Origin of the sequence: Priestia sp. TSO9 (genome assembly GCF_021029645.1) — a bacterium.
GTDB lineage: Bacteria > Bacillota > Bacilli > Bacillales > Bacillaceae_H > Priestia > Priestia megaterium_E.
The window spans coordinates 133,142-158,013 of record NZ_JAJEKD010000006.1 but is presented as its reverse complement, the minus strand read 5'-3'; the positions used below and the strand labels follow the sequence as shown (position 1 = coordinate 158,013).

The 24,872-nt window shown below is 37.5% G+C and carries 28 protein-coding genes and 1 rRNA gene; 11 read left to right on the top strand and 18 right to left on the bottom strand.

What is annotated here, in order from left to right:
• Together LJC66_RS01950 and LJC66_RS01945 are read right to left on the bottom strand one after the other, a co-directional pair.
• Positions 1-107: ribosomal RNA gene (locus LJC66_RS01950) — 16S ribosomal RNA — on the bottom strand; the annotation flags it as partial.
• Between the two features lie 343 nt (positions 108-450).
• Positions 451-1,317, bottom strand: coding sequence for a nucleotidyltransferase-like protein (locus tag LJC66_RS01945; RefSeq protein WP_013055174.1), 867 nt, complete (start codon positions 1,315-1,317; stop codon positions 451-453).
• A gap of 222 nt (positions 1,318-1,539) precedes the next feature.
• Between LJC66_RS01945 and LJC66_RS01940 the strand changes: the two genes are divergently transcribed.
• Complete coding sequence (locus tag LJC66_RS01940) at positions 1,540-1,899, top strand: YgzB family protein (protein ID WP_014461817.1); 360 nt, start codon at positions 1,540-1,542, stop codon at positions 1,897-1,899.
• Between the two features lie 22 nt (positions 1,900-1,921).
• Here the strand turns inward: LJC66_RS01940 and perR are convergent, their stop codons facing one another.
• From perR to LJC66_RS01910, 6 genes are all read right to left on the bottom strand, one after another.
• Positions 1,922-2,356, bottom strand: a complete 435-nt coding sequence (perR, locus tag LJC66_RS01935; protein ID WP_013055172.1) for a peroxide-responsive transcriptional repressor PerR — start codon at positions 2,354-2,356, stop codon at positions 1,922-1,924.
• Between the two features lie 254 nt (positions 2,357-2,610).
• Positions 2,611-3,081, bottom strand: coding sequence for a thioredoxin-dependent thiol peroxidase (gene bcp, locus LJC66_RS01930; RefSeq protein ID WP_013055171.1), 471 nt, complete (start codon positions 3,079-3,081; stop codon positions 2,611-2,613).
• Between the two features lie 69 nt (positions 3,082-3,150).
• The gene (locus LJC66_RS01925) at positions 3,151-3,543 is read right to left on the bottom strand and encodes an ion channel (RefSeq protein ID WP_028410112.1); all 393 of its coding nucleotides are present in this window, start codon (positions 3,541-3,543) and stop codon (positions 3,151-3,153) included.
• Positions 3,544-3,635: 92 nt separating this feature from the next.
• A complete protein-coding gene (locus LJC66_RS01920; RefSeq protein ID WP_028410113.1) occupies positions 3,636-4,421 on the bottom strand; it encodes an ABC transporter permease in 786 nt (261 codons plus the stop codon).
• Between the two features lie 9 nt (positions 4,422-4,430).
• Positions 4,431-5,222 (bottom strand): ABC transporter permease, encoded by a 792-nt coding sequence (locus LJC66_RS01915; protein WP_028410114.1) that lies wholly within the window; start codon positions 5,220-5,222, stop codon positions 4,431-4,433.
• Positions 5,215-6,228: an ABC transporter ATP-binding protein gene (locus LJC66_RS01910; protein ID WP_028410115.1), complete on the bottom strand. Its 1,014-nt coding sequence runs from the start codon at positions 6,226-6,228 to the stop codon at positions 5,215-5,217. The genes LJC66_RS01915 and LJC66_RS01910 overlap by 8 nt, the downstream gene beginning before the upstream one ends.
• Before the next feature lie 202 nt (positions 6,229-6,430).
• On the opposite strand from LJC66_RS01910, the gene LJC66_RS01905 reads away from it, so the two are divergent.
• The gene (locus LJC66_RS01905; protein ID WP_230931715.1) at positions 6,431-7,729 is read left to right on the top strand and encodes a glutamate-1-semialdehyde 2,1-aminomutase; all 1,299 of its coding nucleotides are present in this window, start codon (positions 6,431-6,433) and stop codon (positions 7,727-7,729) included.
• 549 nt (positions 7,730-8,278) lie between these two features.
• Positions 8,279-9,367, top strand: coding sequence for an FUSC family protein (locus LJC66_RS01900; RefSeq protein WP_013081550.1), 1,089 nt, complete (start codon positions 8,279-8,281; stop codon positions 9,365-9,367).
• A gap of 35 nt (positions 9,368-9,402) precedes the next feature.
• Here the strand turns inward: LJC66_RS01900 and LJC66_RS01895 are convergent, their stop codons facing one another.
• From LJC66_RS01895 to fabL, 5 genes are all read right to left on the bottom strand, one after another.
• A complete protein-coding gene (locus LJC66_RS01895; RefSeq protein ID WP_013081549.1) occupies positions 9,403-11,154 on the bottom strand; it encodes an ABC transporter ATP-binding protein in 1,752 nt (583 codons plus the stop codon).
• A 169-nt stretch (positions 11,155-11,323) separates the two neighbouring features.
• Positions 11,324-11,860: a nucleoside tri-diphosphate phosphatase gene (gene ntdP, locus LJC66_RS01890; RefSeq protein WP_013055163.1), complete on the bottom strand. Its 537-nt coding sequence runs from the start codon at positions 11,858-11,860 to the stop codon at positions 11,324-11,326.
• A 196-nt stretch (positions 11,861-12,056) separates the two neighbouring features.
• Positions 12,057-12,317, bottom strand: coding sequence for a YgaB family protein (locus LJC66_RS01885; RefSeq protein WP_013081548.1), 261 nt, complete (start codon positions 12,315-12,317; stop codon positions 12,057-12,059).
• A 189-nt stretch (positions 12,318-12,506) separates the two neighbouring features.
• Positions 12,507-12,800 carry a gamma-type small acid-soluble spore protein gene (locus LJC66_RS01880; protein WP_013081547.1) on the bottom strand — a complete coding sequence of 98 codons (294 nt, stop codon included), beginning with the start codon at positions 12,798-12,800 and terminating at the stop codon, positions 12,507-12,509.
• A 97-nt stretch (positions 12,801-12,897) separates the two neighbouring features.
• Positions 12,898-13,647, bottom strand: coding sequence for an enoyl-[acyl-carrier-protein] reductase FabL (gene fabL, locus LJC66_RS01875; protein WP_013055160.1), 750 nt, complete (start codon positions 13,645-13,647; stop codon positions 12,898-12,900).
• Positions 13,648-13,763: 116 nt separating this feature from the next.
• On the opposite strand from fabL, the gene LJC66_RS01870 reads away from it, so the two are divergent.
• A complete protein-coding gene (locus LJC66_RS01870; RefSeq protein WP_014461827.1) occupies positions 13,764-13,988 on the top strand; it encodes a hypothetical protein in 225 nt (74 codons plus the stop codon).
• A 33-nt stretch (positions 13,989-14,021) separates the two neighbouring features.
• On the opposite strand, the gene mutY is transcribed toward LJC66_RS01870, so the two are convergent.
• Positions 14,022-15,116 (bottom strand): A/G-specific adenine glycosylase, encoded by a 1,095-nt coding sequence (gene mutY, locus LJC66_RS01865; protein ID WP_230931714.1) that lies wholly within the window; start codon positions 15,114-15,116, stop codon positions 14,022-14,024.
• 239 nt (positions 15,117-15,355) lie between these two features.
• Here mutY and LJC66_RS01860 point away from each other — a divergent pair, with 239 nt between their 5' ends.
• Positions 15,356-16,336, top strand: coding sequence for a metal-dependent hydrolase (locus tag LJC66_RS01860; RefSeq protein WP_028410120.1), 981 nt, complete (start codon positions 15,356-15,358; stop codon positions 16,334-16,336).
• A gap of 63 nt (positions 16,337-16,399) precedes the next feature.
• Here LJC66_RS01860 and LJC66_RS01855 read toward each other — a convergent pair whose 3' ends face one another.
• The gene (locus LJC66_RS01855) at positions 16,400-16,669 is read right to left on the bottom strand and encodes a YfhJ family protein (protein WP_013055156.1); all 270 of its coding nucleotides are present in this window, start codon (positions 16,667-16,669) and stop codon (positions 16,400-16,402) included.
• 135 nt (positions 16,670-16,804) lie between these two features.
• Between LJC66_RS01855 and LJC66_RS01850 the strand changes: the two genes are divergently transcribed.
• Complete coding sequence (locus tag LJC66_RS01850; protein WP_016762865.1) at positions 16,805-16,960, top strand: small, acid-soluble spore protein K; 156 nt, start codon at positions 16,805-16,807, stop codon at positions 16,958-16,960.
• A gap of 83 nt (positions 16,961-17,043) precedes the next feature.
• Here LJC66_RS01850 and LJC66_RS01845 read toward each other — a convergent pair whose 3' ends face one another.
• Entirely contained in the window at positions 17,044-17,358 is a 315-nt protein-coding gene (locus LJC66_RS01845; protein ID WP_013055154.1) for a YfhH family protein, read from the bottom strand.
• Positions 17,359-17,440: 82 nt separating this feature from the next.
• Here LJC66_RS01845 and LJC66_RS01840 point away from each other — a divergent pair, with 82 nt between their 5' ends.
• Entirely contained in the window at positions 17,441-18,094 is a 654-nt protein-coding gene (locus LJC66_RS01840; protein ID WP_230931713.1) for an SDR family NAD(P)-dependent oxidoreductase, read from the top strand.
• A 159-nt stretch (positions 18,095-18,253) separates the two neighbouring features.
• Here LJC66_RS01840 and recX read toward each other — a convergent pair whose 3' ends face one another.
• Positions 18,254-19,063, bottom strand: coding sequence for a recombination regulator RecX (gene recX, locus LJC66_RS01835; RefSeq protein ID WP_195695526.1), 810 nt, complete (start codon positions 19,061-19,063; stop codon positions 18,254-18,256).
• A gap of 97 nt (positions 19,064-19,160) precedes the next feature.
• On the opposite strand from recX, the gene LJC66_RS01830 reads away from it, so the two are divergent.
• The 4 genes from LJC66_RS01830 to LJC66_RS01815 all read left to right on the top strand — a co-directional run bounded on the left by LJC66_RS01830 (position 19,161) and on the right by LJC66_RS01815 (position 22,285).
• Positions 19,161-20,063: a TIGR01777 family oxidoreductase gene (locus tag LJC66_RS01830; protein WP_050688500.1), complete on the top strand. Its 903-nt coding sequence runs from the start codon at positions 19,161-19,163 to the stop codon at positions 20,061-20,063.
• A 60-nt stretch (positions 20,064-20,123) separates the two neighbouring features.
• Positions 20,124-21,251: an amidohydrolase gene (locus LJC66_RS01825; RefSeq protein ID WP_230931712.1), complete on the top strand. Its 1,128-nt coding sequence runs from the start codon at positions 20,124-20,126 to the stop codon at positions 21,249-21,251.
• Between the two features lie 255 nt (positions 21,252-21,506).
• The gene (locus tag LJC66_RS01820; protein WP_013055149.1) at positions 21,507-22,067 is read left to right on the top strand and encodes a GNAT family N-acetyltransferase; all 561 of its coding nucleotides are present in this window, start codon (positions 21,507-21,509) and stop codon (positions 22,065-22,067) included.
• A 101-nt stretch (positions 22,068-22,168) separates the two neighbouring features.
• Positions 22,169-22,285: a YfhE family protein gene (locus LJC66_RS01815; RefSeq protein ID WP_013055148.1), complete on the top strand. Its 117-nt coding sequence runs from the start codon at positions 22,169-22,171 to the stop codon at positions 22,283-22,285.
• A 424-nt stretch (positions 22,286-22,709) separates the two neighbouring features.
• Here LJC66_RS01815 and LJC66_RS01810 read toward each other — a convergent pair whose 3' ends face one another.
• Positions 22,710-24,851, bottom strand: a complete 2,142-nt coding sequence (locus LJC66_RS01810; RefSeq protein ID WP_230931711.1) for a PAS domain-containing sensor histidine kinase — start codon at positions 24,849-24,851, stop codon at positions 22,710-22,712.
• Positions 24,852-24,872: the final 21 nt, after the last annotated feature.

The window sequence follows — 24,872 nt, the reverse complement described above, 5'->3', positions numbered from 1 at the left end:
TCCGCCGCTAACGTCATAGAAGCAAGCTTCTAATCAGTTCGCTCGACTTGCATGTATTAGGCACGCCGCCAGCGTTCATCCTGAGCCAGGATCAAACTCTCCGAAGAAATGTTTGACTTGCTCAATTAAAAAATAAAATTTAACGTTGACGTTTGTCGCTTTGTTCAGTTTTCAAAGTTCAACCGCCGCTCTTAAGCGACTTTTTAATCTTACCAGTTTATCTCTTTCTTGTCAACAACTTTTTTAAGAAGTTTTTTCAAGTTTTTGATAAATTTAGTATCGCTCATTGGCGACGTATATAAATTTACCACGGATATTTTAAAGCGTCAATAGATTTTTTAAAATAAATCGTGTTTTTTTAGAAAAACCTTTTATCCAGGCTATAAAGTCATATGTCAGGGTATCTACACGTCATAACCGCACCGTATCAGATACCCTTTATCCTCTCTATCATTTCGCCACATAGTGTCTATGGTACAAACTCTTTCCTTTGGTTTCTACTTTTTTTACCATAATGATATCTTTTTCAATTAAAAACTCAAGAAGTATTCCTAAATCAATAGCATAAGGGCGTATTTCGGGATGATGAACCAGTTCATTAAACGTCCATTCCTGCTTTTCACTTTTCATAATATGAACAAGATGCTTGGCACCCAATTCAGTTTTTTTATTTACTAGAAATTCACTCGCTAAAAAAAGCAGCTCTAAACGCTTGCTAACCTCTTCTTGGCTAATAATTAGCTCTTCGTAAAGACGATGAATTTCAGGTTCTATTTTTTTCACTTGGTTCCATACTGTCACTTCTGGGTGAAATCCATTTTCTAACACAGACAGTCGTGCTAAATGATGAAGAGCATGAATGACATGATTGAATGCATCTAAATAATGATTAGACGCATAAAAGTCTTTTCCTTCTTTAAATCGGCGAATCAATTTAGCAAACTCGACACCTATTCTCTTTGTCCGATCTTCTCTAGGAAAATCAATTAAGCGTTTCTTTAAGTTTTCCATATATTCGTTTCGATCAAATAGCACTTTACCATTTAAGATCCAATCAATAATACGGCGGTTCGTCCCATTCATAATCCATTCACTCATTTGCTGTTCAGAAGCCATATAAAGTGCCGCACGCTCATTTTCATATTCGTATTGTTTAATAAAAAGAGAAGTTTCTGTAGTTTTGGTCACAATAAATAAGATAGCATCCAAATTATCCGTCACTGGAGATTCTGATTTCTTTTTTTCAATCAGTAAAATACCTAGTGTGTCTTTATTGCTAGCTCTTTCTTGATATATTGGCCGTAAAACATCTTCCATTTTGAGCTCTCCTAACTGTAATAAACAAATATTTTTCAAAATTTTAAAGGCTATGGACTAAGATTTCTTTTTTTATTATATACGATGTATAACGGATATCCCACTCAGAATTATGGAAATCATTCAGAAAGCTCAAAAACCAACGGTAATTTTCCGAAGATTCAATTTTTATCATCATTCACTGTCTCACTCTATGATATATTGGTAACAGGGGGGATACTGATGGGGATAAAGTATTCAAATAAAATTAACAAGATTCGCACGTTTGCACTCAGTCTGATCTTTGTTGGTTTCATTGTTATGTATGGGGGAATTTTCTTTCGGTCTTCAGTCTGGCTAATGACTATTTTTATGCTTTTGGGGTTGCTGTGCATCGTAGCCAGTACCGGCGTTTATTTCTGGATTGGCATGCTTTCTACAAAAGCGGTTCAAGTAACCTGCCCTACATGTCAAAAGCAAACAAAAATGCTAGGGCGCGTAGATATGTGTATGTATTGCAACGAGCCGCTTACGCTTGACCGGTCTCTTGAAGGAAAACAATTTGATGAAAAGTATAATAGAAAAAAACAAAAAGAAAGCTGATAGTATCACTACTATCAGCTTATTAATGCGCTTTTTTAGCCGTACAATCAGGACACGTTCCGTAAATTTCCATTCGGTGGTGACTAATATCAAAGTCAGTAATATGAGCAGCCAGCTTTTCTACTTCGTCTAAACCAGGATAATGAAAATCCACAATTTTTCCGCAGCTTTCGCAAATCACATGATAATGCTCTGTTGTAACATAATCAAACCGGCTTGATGCATCACCGTATGTTAGTTCCTTTACAATACCAACTTCGCGAAATACTCTTAAATTATTGTAAACGGTTGCTACACTCATATTTGGAAACTTACCTTCCAGCGCTTTATAAATATCATCTGCTGTTGGATGTGTCATGGAATTGATTAAATACTCTAAAATAGCATGACGTTGTGGTGTAATACGAACGCCAGTACCTTTTAACGTTTCAAGGGCTTCTTGTAAATGATTTGACACGCCATGCACCCCTCTTCTGTAAGTATTATTACTTTATAATTCTTATAATTAGTCTACATGTTTTACCCACGTTTTGTCAACTTGATGCCTATTCCTATTTTATGTAATACATCATCATTATTTACGTATTCTGTGCAAAAAAAGAAGTGTGGAAATTAATCCACACTTTTAAATATATTAACATCTGAGGAGGTATGCCCTACACTGATATTGTATGTGCAAAGACAAAAACTGCTCTAGTTATCTGCCTGTTTTTATGCCATTTTTTCTTTAATAAACGATAAAGCTTCTTCCACATGGCCTTTTACCCGTACCTTGCGATACTCTTTTACGAGCATTCCTTCTTTATTAATGATAAAAGTGGAGCGTTCAATGCCCATATATTCTTTTCCAAAGTTTTTTTTCAGTGTCCATACTCCATACTCTTCAGCTACGCTGTGATCTTCATCAGCTAAAAGTAAGAATGGAAGGCCGTGCTTATCAATAAACTTATGGTGTTTGTCGATCGGATCCGGGCTCACTCCTAAAATCACCGCATCTAGCTCTTCAAAATTTTCATGCTGATCTCTGAAATCACAGGCTTCTGTTGTACAGCCTGGCGTCATATCTTTCGGATAAAAATACAGCACAACGTTTTTTCCTTTCATCGACGCTAGTGATACTTGCTCTCCATTTGTAGACATCAATACAAAATCGGGTGCTTTTTCTCCAACTACAGCTGTCATATTTATCTTCTCCTTTACGCTTTTCATTTTCTTTGAATAGCGTACCCAATATTAGATAAGATGACAAGTTTAAGTGCGGGTAACAGTTCGCATCACAAAGATTGCAGGCATAATATAGCCGATAAACGCTTCAAAAGTTGCAAATAATTTCCCAATTCCAACCGGATACATATCTCCGTATCCTACTGAAAATAACGTTGCTGCGCTGAAATACATGCTGTTAAACAGCGTATAAAAATAATGACCTTCATGTTCAAACCCTCCGCTTAACACTGGAATACTCCCCATCTCACACACTGTATAAATAAGGCTAAATCCCAATAAAACTGTAATATATGAATAAAACAAGACAAAGAAGTGACCAATTGAGAAAAAATGAAATTCTCCAAGTTCTTTTTCAAAGAGAAACTTCATACTACCAATTACAAAAACAACGATAACGAGGATTAGAAAAATAACCATCATTCTACTCCTTTAATTTATACTCTATTACCACTATACGCGCGTTCTTGTCCATTCATTACTACTCTGAAGCCACGAAAAAGAGCAGGCATTTAATTGCCTGCTCCTCTGTATTTTTTGACACCTGTATTCCATAAGAAGATAGAGATCGTAAAAAAGATGATTCCCATTACTGGAGTTAAAAATGCATATCCGTACCATTCAGCTCTTCCTAGGAAATAAGCAGCTGGATATACGCCTACAAATGCAAAAGGAAGAATCCACGTTAAAACATAGCGGATGACATTATTGTAAATATCTACAGGATACCTTCCGTAGTTTCCAATATTATAAATAGTGGGCATAATAGAGGTTCTGGCATCCGACCAGAAGCCTATGCTTGCTAAGGCGATAAAAATTCCTGCGTATACAAGCGCTCCTCCCAAAATAAATAATAGAAAAATAAAAACATCATACCACTGGAAATGAAGATGTAAAGAAGACGCAGCGTAAGCCATTACGGCAATCCCTGTGACACCACCAAACAATGATTCTAGCTCCATTCGCTCCAAAATAACTTGAAACAAACTATGAATCGGCCGCGTTAAAATTCGGTCCATTTCTCCTTTAACAATGTAGCGCTCATTGAAATCCCAAATGTTAAAGAAAGACGAAAAAATAGCAAAAGGAACTAAAAAGAAACCATAAATAAAGATAATTTCCTCTCGTGACCATCCGTGCAGCGACTGAGTATGACCAAATACAACTAAAATAAAAATTAAGTTAACCGCTTGAAATAATAAGTCCGATATGATTTCAACTACCATGTCGGTACGATACTGAAGCCTTGTTTTCATATATTGACCAATGTACTGAAAGAAAATCGAAAAATAAAACATTTTCATAGACTACCCTCCTTGAATAACCATTTTTTTCTTCGCTATGTTCCACAAACATGCAATAGGGATAAATAGAAGTCCTGACCAAACTGCTTGTGTGATAAGAGCATTTATTACTTCCTGCCCTTTAAATCCATTTGTGAAAATCATGCTCGGAATATAACTAATGGCTTGAAAAGGGAAATAGCTCATAATATGTTGCGCCCAGAAAGGATAGAAACTGATGGGCAGAAGAAGTCCTGAAAACAAATCAATAACAACGCGCTTCGCTCGAATGAGTCCATCATTGTTAAAGAGAAAGAAAGTTGTAATACCCGTTAATAAATTAATTTGTGTATTGATAATGAAACTAAAAATTAAAGACAGTCCAAAATAAAGCCATGTTGCTGCATTTGCTGAGAATTGTACTGGAAATAAAAACGCGACAATAATCATGCCGGGCACTGAGAAAAACAGCACTCGAAAAATCCCTTCTCCCAGTCCTTGCATCGTTTTCATACCAAGGTAGCTGTATGGTTTAATTAACTCTACAGCCACTTTGCCATCTTTAATTTCCGTTGCCATTTCACGGTCAATGTTATTAAAGTAAAAGGCTCTGGCCATCCATGAAACGGCTACATACGTTGTCATTTGAGTAATGGATAAACCTTGAATATTCTCTTTTCCTCCATAAATAGCCGACCATAAAAAATAGTAAGCACCAATATTAATTGCATAAATCAATATTCCGCTGTAATAATTCGTCCGATACGCCAGCATCATTAAAAAGCGAATGCGTATCATCTCTATATATTTATCCATTCACAACACCTTCTTCATAAATGTTGCGGATAATTTCTTCCGTTGAAATTTCTTCAATGTTAATATCGCTGATTTCATGCTTTGCCACCACTTTAGCAATCAGCTGCGACATTAAGTCTCCTTTATTTTGAAGCTGCGCTGTCCACAAATATTTTTGATCACCTTCAATCCAGTTAACAGGCATTCCTTGCGTCAATAGCTTCAACTGCTCTTTATTTGGCGCAGTCCCAAATTCAAACGTAATCTGCTTAAGGTCGCCCCAGTTCGAACGCAGCTTTTGCAGCGATCCATCATAAATAATACTGCCTTCATCCAGCATTACAACGCGTTCACATAAAGCTTCAATATCTGCTAAATCATGTGTTGTAAGCAAAATCGTCGTGTTGTATTTTTCATTAATTTCTTTTAAAAATTGGCGGATTTTTAATTTAACTAGTACATCTAAACCAATCGTCGGTTCATCTAAAAATAGAAGCGGCGGATTATGAATGAGAGCAGCAGCCAGCTCACAGCGCATTCTTTGACCTAAAGAAAGCTTTCGCACCGGCTTATCTAGCAGCGGCCCGATATCTAACGTTTGAATAACGTGCTCCATATGAGCGTTATAATCTTCATCTGACACTTTGTATACTTTTTTTAACAGGCGAAAAGATTCTTGTACGGCAATATCCCACCATAGCTGAGAGCGTTGACCAAAAACTACCCCAATCGTTTGGGCAAACTTTTCTCTTTCTTTATGAGGGTTCATTCCATTTACGGTAATGTCGCCTGCAGTTGGAGTTAAGATCCCTGTTAGCATTTTGATTGTGGTTGATTTCCCCGCTCCGTTTTCTCCTATATACCCTACCATTTCCCCTTGTTTTACGGTAAACGAAATATCGTTCACAGCTTTCATGACTCTATAATTACGGGTAAATAAATCCCGGAATGCCCCTTTAAGGCCAGAGCGGCTAGAATAGGCTTTAAATTCTTTCCGAAGTTGATTCACCTCAATAGCATTTTTCATTGTATTCCCTCCGTTACGTCGACGTATTAGTGGTTTCTTTTATTGTTTCCGGCGCCCTTGCTAGCAACTCCTCCAAGAGACGAGGAACTATTTTCTAGCAGTTAGCTCACAAATTTCTATCATACACGTTCTCGAATGTTTTTCAAGAAACAAATAAGTTTGATAGAATAAAGAAGTTGAACTTTTTATTAGGAGGCATACTATGCAATTCACAAAATCAGAACAATTACACGCTGAAGCGCTCGAACATATTGTAGGCGGCGTTAACAGCCCTTCACGTTCATATAAAGCCGTAGGAGGCGGAGCGCCTGTTGCAATGGAGAAGGCAAGCGGAGCTTATTTCTGGGACGTTGATGGAAATAAATATATTGACTATTTAGCAGCTTATGGTCCTATTATTACAGGACACGCTCATCCTCATATCACGAAAGCTATTACAAAAGCAGCTGAAACGGGTGTTCTTTACGGTACTCCAACTGCTCATGAAGTCACATTTGCTAAAATGCTCAAAGAAGCGATGCCCGCATTAGATAAAGTGCGCTTCGTCAACTCTGGAACAGAAGCCGTTATGACAACGATTCGTGTAGCACGCGCTTATACTGGACGCGATAAAATTATTAAATTTGCAGGTTGCTACCACGGCCATTCTGACCTTGTGTTAGTAGCAGCTGGATCTGGTCCTTCTACACTCGGCACTCCTGACTCTGCTGGTGTACCAAAAAGTATCGCTAACGAAGTCATCACAGTTCCTTTTAACGACATCGAGCCTTACAAGGAAGCATTAGAAAAATGGGGCGATCAAATTGCGGCTGTTTTAGTAGAACCAATCGTTGGAAACTTCGGAATTGTTGAGCCGAAACCTGGCTTTTTAGAACAAGTTAATGAATTAACTCACGAAGCTGGAGCACTTGTTATTTACGACGAAGTTATTACAGCGTTTCGCTTTATGTATGGCGGAGCTCAAGATTTACTTGGTGTAAAACCTGATCTTACTGCATTTGGAAAAATCATCGGCGGCGGTCTTCCGATCGGAGCCTACGGCGGTAAAAAAGAAATCATGGAAAAAGTGGCACCGCTTGGACCCGCTTATCAAGCAGGTACAATGGCAGGAAACCCAGCTTCTATTCTTTCTGGGATTGCTTGCCTGGAAGTACTAAAGCAAGAAGGTGTTTATGAACAGTTGGATAAGCTAGGGGCGATGCTCGAAGAAGGTATTTTAAAACATGCTCGTACATATAACATGCCTATCACTATCAATCGATTGAAAGGCGCTCTTACTGTCTACTTTACAACAGAAACGGTCAAAAACTATGAACAAGCAGAAAATACAGACGGCGAATTATTTGCACGCTTCTTTAAACTAATGCTCCACCAAGGTGTCAACTTAGCTCCTTCGAAGTATGAAGCATGGTTCCTTACTACAGCTCATACAGAACAAGATATTACCGACACATTAGAAGCAGTCGAAAAAGCATTTAAACAATTAAGTGAAGAACGCTAATTCTTATTCTAAAGAGGCTGAGATAAAAGGATTTTAGACGAAGTGGAAAACGAACCATTGATCAAGATGTTTGATTAGTGGTTCGTTTTTTTTGTTAGGGTAAACGTAGGTTTCATGTATGCAGGTCTTTCTAGCAGCTGATTGGAGGGCAAGTCGAAGACTTCTGCAGAAATCAACTGCTGTGTCACAAGCGATTCAGCCCATGTATCCTATTTATTCATCTTTAGATTGCATTTACTTCGTTATATCTCAACCTCTTTTTCGTTTTACCTTTGGGTTTCCTTATAGAACATTTCCACCTTTCATAACCATTTCTTACGCGTCATCTCCTTTTTGTCAACCTGTCGAAAAATCCCGAGAAATACCCTTATTTTTCTGCTTGTTTTCTCTTGATATCCATTCTTAAACCTTGTATAGTATGTTATTGTTTATATTATTTCCAACAGGTTATGTAATAAAGAAGGATTGATTTTTGCAATTTATCATTTGTTTTGGGGAACATTCTTCATAACGAAAAAACTTTTTTACAGAAAGGAACTACGAACGCACATGAAACTTGGTGCCCGCATCTTAAAAACGGGAATTGCCATTACACTTTCATTGTTATTAGGTGAATTTCTAAGTTTACCATCTCCAATATTTGCGGCAATTGCGGCAGTTTTTGCAATTCAACCGTCTATTTACAGATCTTATTTAACAATATTGGAGCAAATACAGGCGAATGTGATTGGAGCTGCTTCTGCAGTTTGTTTTGGACTTATTTTTGGTACCCATCCCATCATTATTGGTTTTACCGCTGTTGTTGTCATCGCAGTCAACTTAAAATTACGTATTAATAATACAATTGGGCTTGCGCTTGTGACAGTAATTGCAATTATGGAAAATCCAGGAGATAATTTCGTTGAATATGCACTTATACGCTTTGGTACAGTGTTACTTGGGGTATTCTCAGCATTTATTGTCAATCTTATTTTTATTCCGCCAAAGTATGAAACAAGATTGTATTATAAAATTGTAAGCACAACGGAAGAAATTATTAAATGGATTCGCATGAATCTTTATCACGCATCTGAGCACACATTGTTAAAAGAAGACATTGAAAAAATGAAAGACAATGTGGCTAAAATGAATCAAATCTTTGATTTTTACAAAGAAGAACGCACTTATTCAACCAAAAAACGTTTTGTTAAGTCACGCAAGCTCGTTTTATTTCGTCAAATGATTACCGTAACAACACGAGCTCTTACAACCTTGAAACTACTTCACCGAGTAGAAAATGATCTTCAAGTCATGCCGCAGCAATTTCAAGATTTAATCAAATCTGAAGTTGAGTGCCTGTTAATGTATCATGAGCAAGTATTATTAAAATTCATTGGGAAATTACGCGTACAGCCAACCACTACTGTACCAAACGAAGCCTGCGTTGGAAAACGAGCTTTAATCGATAAATTTATGCAGTACAAAATATACGATAATGATGAAGAGAATAAGGTTATTTATCATATCTTCCCTTTAATTTCTGTCATCATTGAGTATAGTGAAGAGTTAGAGCATCTTGATAAGCTGATTGATACGTTCCAAAACTATCACAAAGATGCTAACTCATTTGATATTAATCATCAGCGACAAGAAGATTAAAAACACCACCTATTGTCTAACAATAGGTGGTGTTTTTAAATTGTATCAAGCTGCTGAACGTTAAAGAGCTGATAGTAATGACCTTTTTTCTTAATTAACTCCTCATGAGAACCTCGTTCGACTACTCTTCCATTTTCTAAAAGTACAATTTCATCAACATGAGTAATTGTAGATAAACGATGGGCTACAATGAAAGTCGTACGGTCTTTTGCTAGTTCAGCTAATGCTTCTTGAATATAGTGCTCACTTTCCAAGTCTAGAGCTGAAGTGGCTTCATCAAAAATAAGAATAGCTGGATTTTTCAAAAATACGCGCGAAATAGAAATACGCTGCTTCTGTCCCCCTGATAGCTTCATTCCCCGCTCTCCCACTTTTGTATCATATCCTTCGGGCAAATTCATAATAAAATCGTGGGCATTTGCGGCTTTTGCCGCAGCAATTACTTCTTCATCTGTCGCTCCTGGCTTTCCAAGCAGTATATTGTTTTTAACCGTGTCACTAAACAATACCGTATCCTGCAGGACGATTCCAATCTTATCTCGCAGGCTGCGTACCTTATAGGTTTTGATATCAATGTCATCAATGAGAATTTTACCCTCTGTCACATCATAAAAGCGCGGAATTAAGCTGATAAGCGTGGATTTCCCTCCTCCGCTCATTCCAACAAACGCAACGGATTTTCCTTTTTCTACATCTAAATTAATATCATGAATCACAGGTTTTTCTTCTTCTTCATAAGCAAATGAAACGTGCTCAAACTGCACCTTTCCATGAAGCTCAGTACATTCTTTTGCATCTTTCTTGTCTGTAATATCGTATTCTTCATCAATGAACTCAAACACCCGGTCCATAGATGCAACAGACTGCGTGAGCGTAGTCGATGAATTGACCAAGCGGCGAAGCGGATTATACAAGCGGTCAATATAGGCCACAAATGCTACCATCGTTCCTACGCTAAGACTTTCTGTGATGACTTGATATCCGGCAAATGTAATCACGATTAAAGGTGCCAAATCGGTAATGGTATTGACTACTGCAAATGTTTTTGCATTCCAATTCGTATGATTAATTGCTTTTTGTAGAAAATTTGAATTTTGCTTATCAAATTGTTTCTGCTCATGAGGCTCAATAGCAAAGCTGCGAATAACAGAGATCCCTTGAACCCTTTCATGCAAGTGACCCTGCACTTCCGCTAAAGCCTGCGAACGGACTCTTGTTAAATGGCGAAGACGACTGTAAAAATATTTTACAGAGAACGCATAAACCGGCAGCAAAATAATCGATACCAGCGTTAAAGGTACATTCATCGTAAACATAATCACAATGGCTATTACAATCGTCATCATATCAAGCCATACATTCATTAAGCCTGTGATAACAAAGTTTTTTGTTTGCTCTACATCATTAATGACTCGTGAAATCACTTCACCCGCTCGCGTATTTGCATAATAACGTAAGCTAAGCTTTTGAATGTGGCTAAACAGCTGATCCCGTATATCATATAGTACTTTACTCGATACCCACTGAGCATAATACTGCCTGTAATATTCAATAGGGGGTCTTAACACTAAAAATATAACAAACGAAATCCCCATAATCGTCACCATTTTATGAACTTTTTCAGAGGAAGACATGCCATGGCCATTTACGATATCGTCCAAAACATATTTCAAAAGCAGCGGAATTAATAAAGGAATAGCAAATTTAATAATACCAATTAATACAGTGCCGACAATTTGCCATTTGTATGGCTGTACAAACTTCATGTAGCGTCTTATACTTCCCATAAAATCTCCCCTTTCTATCTATGAGGGCAAGCTTTCTTAGTATATGTACACGCGTCGATTTTTTAGTGCTTTTATCTCTTCTAAAAGATGGTGAGCATAACGCCAAAAAGAACATTATATCAAACAGTCAGCTTTAGACGGCCTAACATAATGTTCTCTAGATCATTCATCAAGAATGCCGATATGTTAAAAAACGCTCATACCAAATGTCAATGAAATCTGGAGCAAACGGGCCTTTTCGCTGTCGAATCCAACCTTTTAACTCCTCGACGTGATTATGTAAAATACGGTCAATCACTTCTGGATAATTCATTTCTTTTCGATGCTTCTCATATTCATCTTCATCAAGAAGGGTGTATGTCATATCTGGATAGACTTTGATATCTAAATCATAATCAATATATTTGAGCGCTTCATTGTCATCATAAATGAACGGCGAACTGATATTGCAGTAATAATAAATTCCATCTTCACGGATCATCCCAATGACATTAAACCACTGCTGAGCATGAAAATAACAAATTGCAGGCTCTCTTGTAACCCATGTTCGTCCATCTGATTCTGTAACGACCGTACGATCATTTCCTCCAATCACTAAGTTATTGGTTGCTTTTAATACGGTTGTCCGATCCCACACGCGATGAATATGTCCATTATGCTTGTAGCTGTGTATTTGAATTGTTTCTCCTTCCACCGGAATTCCCATCTCCAATACCTACTTTCATTTTAGCACTTAAAAAAAATTCATATAACGTCTCCATTTGTCTTATGTTTATTATAACGGTTTCTCTCTCATTTTAACACAAATGTGCTAACCTTCTTGAGTTCAAAAAAGCCACTCCCCCTACTTTTCCTTTGCTTGGCAGCCTTAAAAAAGAGAGGAAGTGACACATCAATGTTCATTAAGCAAGTGTAGAGCAAGCCCCTTCACTTTTATATGTACGAATAATGTCTTCGGTTTGTGCTTCAAACGTCAATTGAATCTCTTTTAATTTTAGCTTCATTTCACTAATTTCATCTTGCACAGAATGAAGTTTTGCTTCTTCATGAAGTTTTATTAGTTCACCTTCGATTTCCTGACAGCGCTCAATCTCAGACTGCAAAAACAGAAGTTGATCCATGGTCTCCAATTGTTGAGTCACTAGCTGATCAAATTTTTTCATACGATAGCTCCTCTCTATTTGCTTTAACCATACACGCGGCACTTCTGTTAACATTCTGTTTAGGTGATCCAGATTCCTTTGACGAGTTGTGTAAAGTTTCAAGAAGTTTTGTCATACTTTGTTGCTTTTTATATAAGAAAAAGCGAACTTAACATCGCCGTATGAAAGACGTTAAGTTCGCTTTTGATATTAACCTTGGTATTTACCAGAGTTTTGGTTTTTCTTTGCTTCAGCTTGTGCGTTTTGTTGTCTCACTTCTTGAGCACTTGTTTCGCTAGCAAATTCAGTACCGAAGTTGTTTTTAGATGCTTGAGCATTTTGGCTTTTGTTTGCCGCTGCTTGAGCATTTTGTTGTTTCACTTCTTGTACATTTGTTTCGCTACCAAATTCAGTACCGAAGTTGTTTTTAGATGCCTGAGCATTTTGTTGTTTCACGTGTTGTGTGCTTGTACCAGATGCTGTTTTGTTTGTTTGTTTTGCCATTGTAATCACCTCCACGAAAATTAATATGCCCGGGAGGTAAATAGGATATGCAAACTTTTTTCAGTATTTTAAGGCACAAGCACAAAACACATTTACCTTACATTAAAAGTGAACGCCCTCCGTCAATAATAAGCGTTTGACCGCAAATCATATTTGCTTGATCGGACACTAAGAACATAACTGCATCCACCATGTCTTTTGGCTCCACCATACGACCAGCTGGAGTATGCTTGCGTGCATCATCTAGAAGCTCATCGCGATTTGGGAAATGCTTTAATGCTTCTGTATCAACAGCTCCTCCAGATACAGCATTTACCACAATATTCTTTGGAGCCAGCTCCACTGCTAAATAGCGGGTCAACGCTTCTACAGCAGCTTTTGACACGCCTACTGTTGTATAATTTTCTAAATAGCGAATAGAACCAAGCGAACTGATGGTAACAATCTTTCCTCCGCCTACTTTTTCCATACGTTTAGCCGCTTCTTGTGCACAGAATAAATATCCTTTGCTGTTAATATCCATTGTCCAGTTCCAGTGAGTTTCTTCCAATTCCATAATAGGACGTAAGACTCCTGACGCTGCATTACTTACAAATACGTCTAAGCGACCGAATACTTCATCAATTTGCTCAAACATTTCTTTAATTTTTTCTACTTTTCCTACGTTTGCTTTAACAACTAATGCTTCTCTGCCTAATGCTTTGATTTCTTCTGCTACTTCCTGCGCTGCACTTTTGCTTCGTGCATAGTTTAATACAATATCGTATCCTTCTTTAGCCAGACGTAAGGCAATTTCTTTACCAATACCTCTGCTGCTTCCCGTAACTAGTGCTACCTTTTGTGACATGATGTCATCTCCCTTATGTATCGTATTATCTTTACATTGTACTGATTTTATCGCATAAGAAACAAGTAATATAGGGAAAATAGATAAAACTTGATGAAATGAACGAGGTGAATAGAATGTATGTAGGTAGAGACATGACGGCTCTTTCAATGATTTCTAAAAGCGAGTGGAAAGACAGCGAGCTTGCGTTTTTCCATCACTCTTTACAGCAAATGACGCCGTATTTAAATGCTGAAGGACAAAGTATTCATCAGCAAATTATTAAAGAAATTGAAGCACGGGGCGGGTTACAGCGCCACGAAGCAGATTACACACACGGCACGCATGTATCATATGATTAAATAAAAGAAGCGCGGAGTTTATCCACGCTTCTTTTATTTAACAAGTAAATATTCTTTTAAGATTTTTTGATGGGAAACAGGAAATGCATATTGTTCTAAATCTTTTTCAGAAACCACTTTCAAATTTTTTAATGCACTGATATCACTTGCAAGCTCTGCTTCATATACTGTGATGTTCCAGACGATGTGAGAAAATACGTGCTGAATTGTGGTAAACGGCGCATGAATTTTAATATCGGCTCCGTACTCATTTTGAATAAATGCCTGAAGCTGCTGATGATCTGGCGCTATACTAAGATCTACTTCTATATTTGGAAATTCCCATAGGTTAGCTAAAAGTCCTTTGCTTGGACGTTTATGAATCAGATAATTTCCGTCCTCGTCTCTAATCACCGCTGCAGCAAGCTGAAGAGCACGCGGCGCTTTTTTCTTTGATTTAACAGGAAGCTCATTCTGCACTCCTTCTTCAAACGCGCGGCAGTGTTCGCGAACTGGACATAACAAACAGGAAGGAGAAGTTGGTGTACAGACAATGGCACCAAGTTCCATCATGCCCTGATTGAAATAGGAAGGATTATCTTTCGAAATAATTTCATGCACAATATCTTCAAACAGCTTTCTTGTTTTCGGTTTTGCAATATCATCCCAAACAGATAAAATGCGCGATAGCACACGCATGACATTTCCATCTACAGCAGGCTGCGGCACTCCGTATGCAATACTTAAAATGGCTCCTGTTGTATAAGGGCCTACTCCTTTTAGTTTAGAGATTTCTGCTGGCGTATTTGGAACTTCTCCCCCGTATTGTTCGTGAACTTCTCGAACGGCGGTTTGTAAATTACGGGCACGGGAATAATAGCCTAATCCTTCCCACGCTTTTAACACATCATCTTCATTCGCATAAGCTAAATCTTTGATAGTGGGAAATTTGCTAATAAAATTATTAAAATACGGAATGACCGTATCTACTCTCGTTTGTTGAAGCATAATTTCAGATACCCACACTTTATAAGGGTCCTGATCTTGACGCCAAGGTAAAATGCGCTGTTCCTCCTCAAACCAAGAGATTAAGTCATCTTGAAATGCTCGAATATCGAAATTTTGTACAATATCTTTACTTTGTTTCACGTCATAGCCTCCGAGGTATTAACTATACATATACAATGTGTTGCTTTTTGAATCTTAGTAACTTTATGATAACCTTATAACAACTACAAATATGAATAGTAAAATGAATTGTTCAAATAATGAATAAAAACAGCTAATTTGCTGCGTTAGTAATAAAGCGAGATTTTTCGCCCTAAATTAAGCTTCCATGCTGAATTAGGATACTCTAAGATTGTCATTTTACAAAGGAGGAGTTCGCTCTGGATACTGGTACACACATTGCAATGGGAATCGCTTTAGGCGGCCTTGCAACATTAGACCCCACTGTATCTGCGAATACAGCCACAATGGATGCTGTAATGATTGGCGTAATGGCCGGGTCATTAGCACCTGATTTAGATACTGTTTTAAAGTTGCGAAACAATGCACAGTATATCCGCAATCACCGTGGAATTACACATTCTATCCCGGCTGTTATTTTATGGCCTTTGCTTATCGTGCTCATTCTTTCGCTTCTGCTGCCAGGAGCTAACTTGCTGCATCTCTGGATGTGGACCTTTGCAGGCGTCATTATTCACGTTTTTGTTGATATCTTTAACGCTTATGGCACGCAAGCTTTACGGCCTTTCACAAATAAATGGATTGCGCTTGGCGTAATCAACACGTTTGATTACGTGATTTTCTCAGCTCACGTACTCGCGATTTTAATCTGGTTTATTGGAGCAGAGCCAGGACCAACATTTATTACGCTGTATGTGTTATTGGCGTTTTACTATGGACTGCGCTTTTATATGCGCCACCAAATTGCCAAGAAGCTTCGAAAACAGTTTCCTGATGTTATCAAGCTCAATATCTCTCCTACAATGCGTTTCACTCACTGGCACTTAGCTGTGACGACCGAAAAGTATTTTCATGTAGGAAGAGCAATCGGAGAAGAAATTTTTATTTATGATACGTTTGATAAAGTTCCAATTCCCGAATCAGCCGTAATTGAAGTAGCGAAAAAAGATGAAAATTTATCTGCTTTTCTTTCATTTTCACCTATTTATAGATGGGAACTGGATGAATATAACGACCACATTGAAGTGCGCTTTATTGATTTACGCTACCGCAGCAAGGACTACTATCCATTTGTAGCCGTGGTCCAGCTTGATTATGATTTAAATATCATTTGTTCGTACACAGGTTGGATTTTCAGTGAGAAAAAATTGCGTAAAAAGCTTGATTATCTCCCGCACTAATCATAACAAGAACAAATATGAAACCCAAAAACGAACCGTCTGCTCAAGACGGTTCGTTTTTATTTAATGTTTTAAATAGTCATCGTTATTCAATAAATGCTGATATTTAGGGTTTTTAACCGCGATTTCATGAAGTTTGTCTCCGTAGCTGTTAATATACATCGTAACAACCTTTTCCGTCGCTTCTTTCCCTTTATAATCATACCCGGCTTTTGCGTAAGATGACTCAAAATCTTCCCAGAAAAGCTCGACCCACGTGCGTGCTTGAGCATATGAGAGCGAACTGTTTTTATTTAAGAGCTGATTCGTTAATCTTTCAAATATATCGTTCATAAGAACACCTCGATTACCAAAATTCTTTATGAGTATGTTTGCACTTTTAACTTACACTATAAATGCGGAGTTATTCACTCCCTCATGTACTATATCATAACCGCAACGCTTTCTGTTGTAAAAGGAGAGGTATCGATGCGCAATAAAGCAAAAGATTTTACAAACCAACATCATACTAAGCTTGAAGGCGAACCTCGAGCAAAAGCTGAGTACGCTTCAAAACGTGCAAATGGAACTATTAACACGCATCCTCAAGAACGTATGCATGCTTCTAATGAGCGCGAAGAATAACCGCGTGCTTTACATTTAAAAATAGAGTAAATATAGAAATCAAACAAGCAGCACACCACACTTCGTGCTGCTTGTTCATCCCTTTATTTTTTCAACATAGAAATAGGCAGTGCCTCTTCGTTTTGCGGTGAGCCAAGCCTAAATCCCCACGCAAAAACTCCGTTCATATAATCAATTTTAAAATATGAACCCGGATCTCCTTGAATTTCATATACTTCCCCTGCTTTAAACGTTTCGGGATCCAATAAATATGACCTAGCCATCGTTACTTTTCTTTCTAATACTGCATACTCATTGACCATGCCAAGCTGTTCAGCTTTTCGTGCTTTTTCTTGAAGAGACCCAATTTCTTGTTGAAGTTCATACGTCGTCATATCACTGTAACGTTTTTCAGACATGCTGTTTTCCCCCTTGTTTGCTTTCATTTTATTATAACAAAAGGTATAACTAAAGGGAGACTATGAAAAGGGAGTTTTGGGAATGAAAACAGTGCTAATCACGGGCGGTGCGACCGGTCTTGGAAGAGAACTCGCTAAACTTTACGCAAAAGACTACAACGTCATTCTAGCTGGACGCAATCACCATAAATTAAAAGAGGCGCAGCATGAGCTAGGAGACAACGTATATACGATGTCTGTAGATATTACAAAGTATGAAGAAGTAGGAAAATCTGTAGAAAAACTGCTGATGCAGCATTCAGTAGATATCCTTATCAACAATGCAGGCATTGGACATTTTGGTCCTTTGACCGATTATACAAAACAAGCCATCGATGAAGTCATCGATACAAATGTAAAAGGAACTATTTTTTTAACACAAGCGCTTATTCCTCATCTCTTGACGAGACCTGAGCCTAAAGTTATGAATATCATTTCAAGTGCAGGACTTCGCGGGAAAGCTAATGAAAGCGTCTATGTGGCCAGTAAATTTGGCGTAAGGGGATTTACAGAAAGTTTAAAAGTGGAATACCAAGATACCAGCCTTCATGTGATTGCAGCTTACATGGGAGGCATGAATACCCCTTTTTGGGATCACAACAACCACATTAAAGATAAAAGCCGATTGCGCTCGGCTTCAGAAATTGCTGAGATTATTTATAAACAGCAGAATGACTCAGAAGATATTTTGTTTTAAAAAGAGTGAAACATAACTGCATCAATCTAATCTAAAGATAAACACATGAAGTTTACGTTTGCCATCACAATAAAAAAATCCGAACGAGTTGGATTCTCCATCAAGAATCTCGATTCATCGTTCGGATTTCCCTTCAACTAACATACTTTTGTCCCGCCTTTATTCCTCTTCAATAGAATCTAGAAATGATTGAATTTGGTCAATAGAGAATCCTTTTCTATAAAGAGCTTGCTTCATTTTTTGCTGATATTCCCAGCCTTCATACTTTGAAAAACGACGATGCGCTTTCATTCCTTGGTATTGCAGAGCTTCCCATGCCTCATCGCTTTCTTTTTCTGTATTCGTGCGCTGAAATGCTTCTTGAATAATAGAAAATGAATAGCCCTTCACTGCCAATGCTTGTTCCATTTTTTGTTTCATCATTACCTGAGATAATTTTTTATATTTTCCTTTTAACTTTTCAATTAACTTCACAGCAGTTTGAATTTGCTGTTCTTCGGGGTATTCACATAAACTAAGGGTAATAATGGAATCAGAAATTCCCTTCTCTTTTAATTCTCTTTGAATCACATTTGGTCCTTTTGATGTCGTGTTCATCTGAGTTAACACAAATGCTTTGGCAAACTCTTCATCATTTAAATAACGTTGGCTGACTAATTTCTGAATAACTTGTTGAATAATAGTAGAGTTAATTTCTTTTTTCTTTAAATAATCATGTACCTCTTTTTCAGAGCGCATTCGATAAGATAAGTAAGTGATCGCTAAATTATAAGCTTTCTTCTCATCATCTGCGTACTGAATTTCCGTTAATTCAAATTCATCAAGCTCACGACCTTTTTTCAAGTCATATTTGATAAGGACATTTTCGTCAACACCAAAGCCAAACTCTTCACCTTTACCGTAATCTAAATACACATTATAACGTTCACCGCTATTCTTTTGCGTTGTGATCTTTGTGACAACAGGCATACACCTTCACCTCATATTTCTTATTAAATTGATGGCTGAAGAACCGCCAAACGTATCATACACATTTTTATTTATCTCAACAAAGGAGGAAGTTCGTATGAAAATTGTTATTGCTGGAGGAACTGGATTCGTAGGTAAAGCTTTAACAAAACATTTTTTAACACAAAAACATTATGTATATATTTTAACACGCAATGCAGATAAAGCTGCAAGAGATCCGAAACTTAAATATGTAGAGTGGATGCAAGAAAACAGCCAACCTGAAGAGCATGTAGAAGGAGCAGACGTTTTTATCAATTTAGCTGGCGTTTCACTTAACAGCGGCCGCTGGACGGACGAGCGCAAAAAAGCCATTGTGGAAAGTCGCCTTTCTTCTACTCAAGAAATCCTTCGTATTATGGCTGCCTTACCCGAAAAACCGTCCCTTTATGTAAATGCAAGTGCGGTTGGTTATTACGGGACATCGACTACAGAAACGTTCACAGAAGCTTCTCCATCCATCGGCACAGACTTTTTAGCTGAAACGGTAAAAAAATGGGAAAATGAAGCGTTAAAAGCGATGGAACTCAATATTCGTACTGTTTTAACAAGGTTCGGCGTTATATTAGGCAAAGATGGCGGGGCACTCCCTTCTACTGCCCTTCCTTATAAATTATTTGCAGGAGGGACAGTTGGTTCGGGAGAGCAGTGGATGTCTTGGGTGCATCTTCAAGACGTCGTCAAAATTATTGATTATTGCATTCATACCGAACAAATAGAAGGACCTGTTAATGTAACTGCTCCCAATCCCGTTCAAATGAAAGAGTTTGGAAAGACGATTGGAAAAGTATTGAATCGCCCTCACTGGATGCCCGTACCTAGCTTTGGCCTTCAGCTGCTGATGGGAGAAATGAGTATGATTATTTTGAAAGGACAGCGCGTTTTACCTGAAAAATTGATTCAACAGAATTACATTTTTACATATACTGTATTAGAAGATGCATTGCGAGATTTACTCTAGTTATTTTCTGTTATTTCCCTAAAACAGGTGACTAAGCTGCCGATAGATAGGAGTAACTTTATGAAAACCATTCTCTTGAAAAATGCAACGCTCTATCCTATTACGTCAAAACCTATTTATAATAGTGATGTGCTCATTCAAGATGGAAAAATTGTTTTAATTGGGCCAAACTTGCAGCCACCTCTTCAAGTAGAAGTTATTGACTGCAAACAGCGTTATTTATTCCCTGGATTTATTGATGTTCATACACATCTAGGATTATATGATGAAGGAACCGGCTGGGCCGGGAATGATGCTAACGAAACCATTGAACCCATGACTCCACATATCCGAGCTTTTGACAGCGTACATCCTTTAGATCCTGGGTTTAAAGATGCCATTGAAGCGGGTATTACGTCTGTACACATTATGCCAGGAAGTGCAAATGTGATTGGAGGTACAACGTCCGTTATTAAAACAGCTGGAACAAGCATTTCTCAAATGTTAATTCAAGAGACAGCTGGACTTAAGATTGCGCTAGGAGAAAATCCAAAACGAATTCACAGCCACGGCAATAAAGAATCGATTACGCGAATGGGTATTATGGGGATGCTGCGAGAAGCCTTTTATCACGCAAAAAGCAGTGACAACAAAGATGATTTACGCATCAAACCTCTCACTCAAGCACTGAATAGAGAAATTCCAGTTCGAATTCATGCTCACCGAGCCGATGATATTCTATCAGCTCTGCGCTTAGCAGATGAATTTAATTTAGACGTCCGTATTGAGCACTGTACAGAAGGCCATTTAATTGCTAAAGAGCTGGGTGGAAGAAATTTAAAAGTGAGCGTAGGTCCAACTTTAACACGCCGCTCAAAGGTTGAACTTAAGAATAAAACGTGGAAAACCTATCAAGCTCTTTGCAATGAAGGAGTAGAAGTTTCCATTACAACAGACCATCCTTATACGCCTATTCAGTATTTAAATATTTGTGCATCCATTGCCGTACGTGAAGGCCTAGAAGAGCAAAAAGCATTAGAAGGCATCACGATTACTGCTGCTCGAAATCTCCGTATTGATCATCGAATCGGCAGTATCGAAGCAGGAAAAGACGCTGATTTGGTGCTATGGAGCCATCATCCCTTTCACTACCTTGCAAAGCCTATTTTCACCATGATAGATGGTAAAATATTATTTAAAAAAAATTAACATTTTACCTATTTTCTTTTTTAATTTTTTTTAGTATGATACGTTTAGAAGCATGTGAATTTCACAAAAGCATAAACATCACACGTTGACTTTTTATGTTTGTTGACTTGTAATGGGAAGGCAAATGGTGCGCCACCAGGTAACTGGTTCTAGTGGGTTCGATTCCCACCCCGAAATTTTTTTAATTATTAAAAAATTTCGAGGGTGGGGACTTGATTGGAGTCTGTATATACCCTCGATCAGGAGGGAAAAGTTATGTTAAAAAAACGTGACCTAAATGACTGTCAATCTCTATACGAACTCATGGTACATCCTGATGTCTTCCCTTTTGTTCGTCATAAAGCCCATTCCTATGAAGAATTTTTATTTGTGACTAAACAAACGATGGAAGCAGAAGATCATGGAGAAATCATTTCTCGCACGATTTTAGACGAATGGGGTAACCCTATCGGCACCATTAATTTATTTGATGTACAGGACCAAGCTGGTTTTTTAGGCACTTGGCTTGGCAAACCGTTTCATGGAAAAGGATATAATCAAATTGCAAAAGAAGCGTTCTTTAATGAACTGTTCTTTGAGTTAAATATAGAACGAATTTTTATGCGAATTCGTAAAATCAATATCAGGTCTATTAAGGCTGCAGAAAAACTGCCTTACGCAGTACTTGCAAATGAAACACATAAAGCTTTATACGATGAAATTAATCAACATGAAGACGTATATGATTTATACGAAATTCCAAAAGACTTGTATACATTATACTACTTGCGTCACGAACAAGACGTTCAAGAAGATCACCAGCTTAAAGAAGCGTAAGAGTCTCTCCGTATAACGGAGAGTTTTTTTTATGATTAAAAACGAGAGATTCTGGAAAAAATAAGTAGCATGATCGAAAAACGTTAATTGGAGGGTTTTTTATGTCTGAAAAAAAACGAAAAGAAAACGCAAAAAATACGTTAAGTAGCGCTCAAGAAATCTATTACGGCCGCGAGTTTAAAAAAGCAGACCGTGCAGGCGGCTACACGAAAAAATAAGTGAGGCAAAACATCTCTATCCAACGCTTGATCATCCCAACGTCCTTTCTGTACAGTTTGTATCGGAAGGACGTTTTTATATTATGTAAAAATAATAACACGAAGATTTTATGCGTATGATTTACGTTTTTTTAACACTCTACTATATCCACAAAGTTTACCCACAATTATGTGGATAATGTGCATAACTTTATCGAATATGTATATTACCGCTTTCATAACTTGAAATGACAGCGGGTAATTTTTATGTAAATTTTCTGAAAAAATGTGAATAGTGTGGATAAAGTTGTGAATATCCTATATAATTCAGCAGTTAACTTCTTGTTAACCTGTGGATATCTTCTTTAGCACTTTCGTTTGTTTTAGCAGCATGAAAGCTTTTGATATATTATAAGTATAATAATAAAAAGTAGGGGAGCTTCCCCTACTTTTTTATGATTGGAAACAATATATCCACACTTGTTCCTTGATTTAACCGACTCGAAAATGTCATCTGCGCACGGTGAGCTTTAATAATCCGATAGCTGACCATCAGTCCTAAACCTGTACCTTTTTCTTTTGTACTATAAAAAGGCTCGCCTATCTTCGCTAACCGTTCAGGAGGAATACCCTGCCCTTCATCAGCAAGCTGCAGCCAAAGGTGGTTTTCTTTTGCTTTAATCGTAATATGAATACCGCCTCCTTCAGGCATTGCTTCGATAGAGTTTTTAATAATATTAATAAATACTTGTTTTAACTGATTTTTATCTCCATATACCTGTGGTAACTGGTCGTCTCTTTCAAATATGAAAGCTACCTTTTTTTCTACTGCTTCAGGTTCAAGAAGCGAGCACACTTCTTGAACAAGCGCTTGCATATTCAAGGGTTCAACATTCATTACCTGAGGTTTTCCTAACATCAAAAATTCTTCTACGATTCCATTCATTCGTTCTAATTCAGTTTCCATGATATCTATATACAAAGCATCTTTAGGATTTTGTTCTTTTAATAAGTGAACAAAGCCTTTTAAAGAAGTTAGAGGATTTTTGATCTCATGGGCAACTCCAGCTGCAAGTTCTCCTACAACGGCAAGCTTCTCAGAAGTTCTAAGCTTCTCTTCTGCTCTTTTACGCTCCGTAATATCTGTCGATACGCACAGCATTTGAATCACTTCCTGTTTTTCATTCATAATAGGAAGTTTTGCTGTTTCGACCCAGCGCCGGTTTCCTTTCGAATCTTTAAACTGTTCTTCTAATACCATCCCTTTTTGGGTACAGTTTGAAAACGCCCCTTTATATAAAAGATCTGATTGAAGGTTGAACTGATATTTATCAATTGATTGTCCAATTAAGTCATCAGATTTTTCACCTAAGAGCATCGCAAAAGATTCATTAACGAGAATGAATTCCCTTTTTTGATTGATAGCATAAATATAGCTTGGATTAATGTCAATAACTTGTCTTAAAAACGTTTTTTGTTCCTGCAGCTGATTTTCTTTTTGCTGTAAATTCGCTTTAGAATGGCGTATATAGCTAATCATTTCATTAAACTGTTTAGATAAAATACCGATTTCGCCCCGCTCAATTTCTCGTTCCGGAATTTTTTGATGAAAATTCCCGCGCGCTACTTGTCCCGCCAATTCATATAGTTTATGAATTGGATTCACAATTTGCCTTGCATATAACGCAGTAAAAAAAGAAAGCAGTAAAATCGTAACGCCTGAAACGATCCAAAGCGTTTTTTCAAACATTTCATAGGGCCTGTAAATTTCTTCAACGGGTAATTCAGCGACAATTCCCCAATCCAAAACAGGAATATATTCGAAAGACGCAAAGAAATACTTGCCTTCGGTGTTCACAACGCGCTGATATCCTGATTTATGATTCATCGTTTTCTGAACGATTTCATTTTTCTTGGCATTTTCACCGATTCTCTGTTTCTCTGGGTGGGAAATAATTCTACCATTGCGGTCTACAATAAATGTATAGCCGTTCTCTCCTATATCAAACGTTTGAAAGATGGATTGAAAACTTTTATTTTCTTCAATTCGCAGCGCTAAATTTACGACTTTTTTTACACTTTGCTGCCCATCCAAAATAGGAATCGCCATCACCACAATGTAGTGCTTTGTATCTGCTGAAACGACATCGCTTAAATATATTTTTTTGGTTCGCAGCGCTTCTTGAAAATATTTTCTTTTACTTAAGTTCACATGTTTCATATTTTTTAAATCATTCGGGTAATAATGCTCAACATACCCTTTTACATTAAAAATGGTTCCGCTATCGATATACGGTGAAATATTAACTATTTTCTGCAATTCTTTGTCTATTTCCTGTTCATCATCCGATAAAAAAATAGGATCTTGCTGTACCTCGTCGCCTAGGCTCCAAATATCTTTAATGACGACGTTAATTTGCTCTTTCATTCTCTTGACGGTTTTATCAGTTACCTGTCGATATTGATCTTGAGAAATATTAGGCAGCATCACTCTTGAAACAATAAACATTAGCGTTAATATGGTACAAATAAGAAGCACGTTAATCGTGAAGATTTTCCAAAACGTATGAGATTTAAACCATTTCATGTTTGTTCACCTTAATCTAAT